At 64.9% G+C, this 5139-nt stretch carries 5 protein-coding genes and 2 pseudogenes; all 7 read right to left on the reverse strand.

The features are described 5' to 3' along the window. A pseudogene (locus RIFP1SYM_RS15595) lies at positions 1-773 on the reverse strand (hypothetical protein); the annotation flags it as partial. Beyond that, positions 742-1002, reverse strand: coding sequence for a tetratricopeptide repeat protein (locus RIFP1SYM_RS15600; protein ID WP_039960763.1), 261 nt, complete (start codon positions 1000-1002; stop codon positions 742-744). The gene RIFP1SYM_RS15600 and the pseudogene RIFP1SYM_RS15595, both read right to left, overlap by 32 nt. Beyond that, on the reverse strand, positions 971-1213 hold the full coding sequence (locus RIFP1SYM_RS15605) for a hypothetical protein (RefSeq protein WP_139042178.1): 243 nt from the start codon (positions 1211-1213) through the stop codon (positions 971-973). Before RIFP1SYM_RS15605 ends, RIFP1SYM_RS15600 begins: the two co-directional genes overlap by 32 nt. A gap of 37 nt (positions 1214-1250) precedes the next feature. Beyond that, entirely contained in the window at positions 1251-1730 is a 480-nt protein-coding gene (locus RIFP1SYM_RS15610) for a hypothetical protein (RefSeq protein ID WP_005966607.1), read from the reverse strand. A 53-nt stretch (positions 1731-1783) separates the two neighbouring features. After that, positions 1784-3373, reverse strand: a complete 1590-nt coding sequence (locus RIFP1SYM_RS15615) for a hypothetical protein (protein ID WP_005966609.1) — start codon at positions 3371-3373, stop codon at positions 1784-1786. A 10-nt stretch (positions 3374-3383) separates the two neighbouring features. After that, a complete protein-coding gene (locus tag RIFP1SYM_RS16640; RefSeq protein WP_338063192.1) occupies positions 3384-4529 on the reverse strand; it encodes a LamG-like jellyroll fold domain-containing protein in 1146 nt (381 codons plus the stop codon). Next, positions 4442-5139 (reverse strand): annotated as a pseudogene (locus tag RIFP1SYM_RS18445) (LamG domain-containing protein); the annotation flags it as partial. The pseudogene RIFP1SYM_RS18445 and the gene RIFP1SYM_RS16640, both read right to left, overlap by 88 nt.

A 5139-nucleotide genomic window follows, 5' to 3' on the forward strand; every position in this document is an offset into this window, starting at 1 on the left:
CGGCAGCTGTCGAGTGTAGGCGCTCTGGCGCACTGCCAGCATCTGATCGTAGCTCTCGATGGTGGCGGACCAATGGCTGAGATTGGTATGCAGAAAGCCCAGATCAAGATAGTCCTGATAGGCTTGGCGGAAACGGTGCTGTGCCAGCAGATCGAACAGACGGCGCTGCAGCACCGGGTCAGCCGCCGGCGGCAGATCGCCGACAGAACTGGTCTCGTCGATAGCGATAGCGTTGGCAGCAGCGCTCCGCCAGCCACCGCCTGCAGCGCCTGATCCAGCGCAGCCAACTCCTGTTTATAGCTGTCGAGCGCCTGACGGTAGCGCTTCAGCGCCTCACTCTCCGCTTGCAACTGCTGCAACGCCTGGGGGATCAGCAGCAGCGCCTGCTGCACCGCCGGGTCCGCCGGAGCGCGTGCTGCCAGCGCCTGCCAGGGACTCAGCGCCTGTTCAAACTGCTGCTGGCGGAAGGCGGCCCAGCCCAGCGCCAACAGCGCCCGGTTGGAGTGGATACCCTGCAATCGCACCCGCTGCAACGGCGCTTGGGCGGCGGCGTTCTCCCCCGCCTCGAGCAACAGCAGACCGAGCAGCAGGTTGGCGCGGTCGCGCAGGGCACGGTGCTCTTCGTCGTCGGCATCGAGCTGGCTCAGTTGTTGGAGCAGTGCTCGGCCCGCCTGCTGCCGCCCCTGACCAAACTCTGCCAGCGCCCGGTTGAAGAGGTGAAAACCCTGCCAATCGTCATCCTCAGCTGTGCTCTGCAGCTGCGCTGCCGCCAAGCCAGGCACCCTGCGCCAGCGCAATCAGGCCGGCCAGTTCGCGCCGCTGGTGCTGCAGCGGCTCGGGCAGGGCCTCGCCAATCTGTTCGAAAGCGGTAGCCGCCCGCTCTGTGCGCCTCTGCTGCTGGTGCAGCCGTGCCAGCTGCAGCCAGGCCCGGTCACGCACCACCGGTTTCGCCGCCCGCTCCAACAGGCGTTCAAACAGCGGCTCCGCCTTCGTGCAGACCATAGGCGAGATAGAGCCCACCCAGGATCAGCGCCGGCTCATCACCCTGGGCCTGCATCAGCCCCTGCGCCTGGGCCATCTGCAGATGGGTGATGGCAGTGAAGTTGCGCTGTTGGAAGAGCTGAAACAGCGCTTCCCCATAATGCAGGTCGCGCACCCCGGCGCTGGGTGGTGCCGACTCAGCCAGTACGACGCCTCCCAGCGCTACCGTCAACAGAGCGCGCCCAGTCGCGCGATGAAAGCTGGCCGACTCACTCCCACTCCCGCACGCTGAACTCCGGCTGCTGTTTTGCTTCCAGATCGACGATGCGCAGCTCCAGCAGCTTGGGACTGATCCCCTTGCTGAACTTGAGGCTGGTGGCGCGGCGATAGTCGCGGCCGGAGGGGCCAACACCGGTGAAGAAGGCGACCAGTTCATGCTCACCGCTCTTCAGGTTGCCAAGGAACAGCCGCTGCACCCCACCGCGGCGCAGCGCCGCCAGCTCCCGCTTGGTGTAGAGGTGGTTGGCCAGCTCCTTGTCGTCAATCTTCAGCTGCACCGAGTCGAGACTGAAGTAATCGCCGAGATCGAGGGAGAGGAACACCGAGACCTGAGTGTGGCCGGGGAACAGCAGCTCCTCTTCCAGCAGGAAGAGATCCCGATTGAGCGCCAGCACCGCCTTCTTCAGCGCCCGCACCTCCCCCTGCAGATCAGCCGGCTCTGCGGCCTGAGATTGACTTCGAAATGGCAAGGAACAAAATTAGCGGCATCACCGCCAACAGCAGTCGGTAGAGCATCGGCATATCAGAGGGTCCCGCTGACGATGGGTTGAAAGGCGGTGAGCCGGTCGAGCAGTGCCGCATTGCCCAGGCCGTGACCGGGGAACAGTCCGCCGAAGCGGCCCTGCTCACCGTGCAGCGCCATGTAGTTGAGCACCACCGTCTCTACCAGCAGGTTGACGTTGTTGGCCGCCGGGGCGGAGGCGGTTTCCACCGAGCCATCGCCGCGGAAGAAGCCAATCTGCTGATGCTGCGCCTGCTGTTCCGGGCTGGCGCCGAGCAGTGCCGGACGCCCTGCCGGGTTGTAGACGAGAAAAAAGGAGGCGGCGGTGGAGGAGTTGTCGCCAGTCCAGACGCCCTTGCCACGCCCCTCTGCCGAGTTGTCGAGACTGCCGTTGCTGGCCACCGAGCCATCGCTGAAGCAGTAGAGCATCAGCGGTACACCGAGCCGCGCGGCATACTCGAGGCAGGCCCCCATGCAACGCCCGGCGCGCAGGTCACGGATCTCACCCACCGCCCGGTTGCCGGTGTGGTAGTCAAAGCCGCCCATGGTGATGGTGCCAGCCCCGGCATAGCCGTTGAGCACCAGCTTCATCACCGCGGCGGTCTTGCGAAACTCAGCCTCGTCGTCATATTCGGCCTGGCTGAAGATCGGCCCGACGATATCGGGGTCGATGGAGGGGTTGAGCGCTGCCGGATCACCGTAACGGTCCACCAGGTCGGCGCTCTTCACATAGCCGCAGCGCACCAGCTCTTTGAGCACAGCATCGCTGCTGACCTGGGTATCGACCCGGCCGAGTCGCATCTCGCTGATGCGCTGGATCGACTCCATCACCGCCACCGCATCATCCTGGCTAAGCAGCCCCACCAGCTTGCCAGTATCGACCAAACCGGTGACATCGCTGGGGCGATCAACCTTGGTGGGACGCAGCGCGGGATCGATCAGCGCCGGCGGCGCCACCGAATTGCCGCCCGACTCGGAGTTGCGCGAGCCGATCAGGGTCAGCAGCTCGCCGTCGGCACCGGCGCGGTTGATGCCGTACATCGGATTGTGGGGGTTGTTGCCGGTGTCGTTGTCGGAGCGCGCCGGGATCACCGCGCCGTTGATACTGGCGGCGGTACCGGGCGAAACCCGCTCCAGAATACCGCGCAGAAAGGCGCTGTCGCTGTGGAAGGCGAGCCCCAGGTCGCTGTTGATGAAGTCACTGAAGCCAGTATCGGGATTGCTCAGCGGCGGGATCATGTCACCGGGCAGGCCGAGACGACTGTAGCCGGCGGTGGTGAGAAAGTCGCGCTGACCACCCTGACGGCCCACCAGCACATTGGAACCGGCGATATTCGCGCCGCCAGCCAGGTCGAAACAGATGAAGGGGATCTTGCCGGCCCCCTGCACCGCAATACCACAGGATTGCTTGAGCGCCTGCAGATCGCTGGAGAGAGCAGCACTGGCCTGGCGCGGATTGGCAAACAGGCCAAACAGGCCCGGCGCGGTCACCGCCCCCAGCCCGGCAGCCAGCCCCTGGCGAATGAAGTCACGCCGGCTGATCGGGCGAGGGTGGTCCGGGTAGAGCAGCGGCGCATCCGGGGAGAGGTTCCTGAGTCGTCGTTTCATCATTGTGTCCGGGTTATTGCAGCAGCATCACCGCACTGCCGAGCAGTGCCGCGCAGTTGGCCTTGACCACCGTGGCGGTGCGCCCCGCCTCACAGCTGACACCGCAGGCAGTCAACCGATCGGTGAGCTGATTCAGTTCGGCACGGGCCTCCGCTTCGGCGGGCTGATCGGCCAGACCGCCACCGAGCATCCGGCTCAGTAGCGGATCAAGCATCAACGCCCGGTCACCGGCGAAGGCGCTCTGGGGCTCGCTGTCGAAGGGGAAACCAGGGAAGTAGCTGCTGCGCAGGGCTTGGTCCTCCACCAGTGCGTTGCAATATTCGATCGCCAGCTGCGACACCGCCACCTGATGGGCGGAGAGGAAACCGCCGATCTTCTCCACCGCCGGCAACTGCTGCTTGACGCTGTCAAAGGTGGCACGCACCTCCGACTGACTCGGGCTGACGCCGGTCAGCTCCGCCATGCTGGCGTTGATCTCATCGAAGGTGCGCAGGCCGATCACCGACTGCGGCTCACCATCGACGGGCGGTGGCGGAGCCAGCGGCATCGGCTCGGTAAACACATGGCTGTGACTGCCGAGGCGCTCGAAGCTGAGGAAGAATTCATCCCCCGCCACACCCCGCTCACTGGCGATGATGGTGCCCAGCGGCGATAGCAGCTGCCCCTGTTCAGGCGAGTAGGCGGACCCGCCGAGGCGCAGGTCGAGATTGCTGTAGACCTGCCCCACCACCGCTTCGTGGCCGTTGATGCCGATACGCATGCCGGCCAGAGGGCTGTTGCTCGGCTGCACCGTCGCATCCAGGCTGATGAAGCGCGGCTGGTTGAACAGATAGCTGTAGCTGTCGAACTGGCTCACCTCAAACAGGATGTAGCTCTGCGGCAGCCCGACCAGCTCACTGATGCTGAACAGCAGGAAGAACTTCTCGCCAACCCCGGCGGCCTGGTTGCGGGCGATCTGTTCCGGAGTGAGTGCGCGGTTGTGGATCGCCAGCAGCCTCAGCTTGCCGAGCCAGGGGCGATCGCCGGAGACCTCGTTGCCGAGCACCAGGGCAAAGCTGTCATCCCAGTCGATCAGGCTACCGCCGGGCAGCGGATCAAGATCCCCGGTGAACTGGCCGTTGACGTAGATACGCCGGCCATTGATCGGGTCAAAGCTGATACGATATGCTGCTCGGCGGCCTGTAGCCGCTCATCCGCATCGGCGGTGGAGAGGCCCGGCTCGCCGTCCGCCTCGGTCTGCTCGGTGCGCTGCAGGAAGTCATAGTTGTAGCGGGTCTGGCCCAGGGTGAAATTGCGTGTGTCGACGCCGCCGGAATAACTGACAATGCGCGCCGGCCCCTCCTGGGTGACGTTGGCTGGCACCACCCAGGCCTCGATGGAGTACTCGCCGGTGGCCTGGATCAATTCGATTAGCTTGCGGCTGGCGCTGGTAGAACCCTGCACCTTGCCGCCGGCAAAGTTCAGCCCCCAGCCACTGACCCAGCTGACATCACCACTGAGAGTGAGGTTGAGCGCCGGTTCGACACCGCTGGTGTCATAGACTGTCGTCCCCTCACCGATCTTGAATTCGTAGAGGGCGATCTGGTTTGACTCATAACGGCTGCCACCGCTGGCGATCACACCGTCGCCCAGTTGTAGCGCCTTGCTCAGCACCAGCGCCGGATCGACCGGGGTCGGTGCCACTTGGGCGGCGATCGCCTCGATCTGCGAGCGCAGTTCAGCTGCATCGCTCTGGCAGTCGCCGCTCCAGCAGTTGTGGAACTCGTCAC

The organism is endosymbiont of Riftia pachyptila (vent Ph05) (assembly GCF_000224455.1).
Taxonomy (GTDB): domain Bacteria; phylum Pseudomonadota; class Gammaproteobacteria; order Chromatiales; family Chromatiaceae; genus Endoriftia; species Endoriftia persephonae.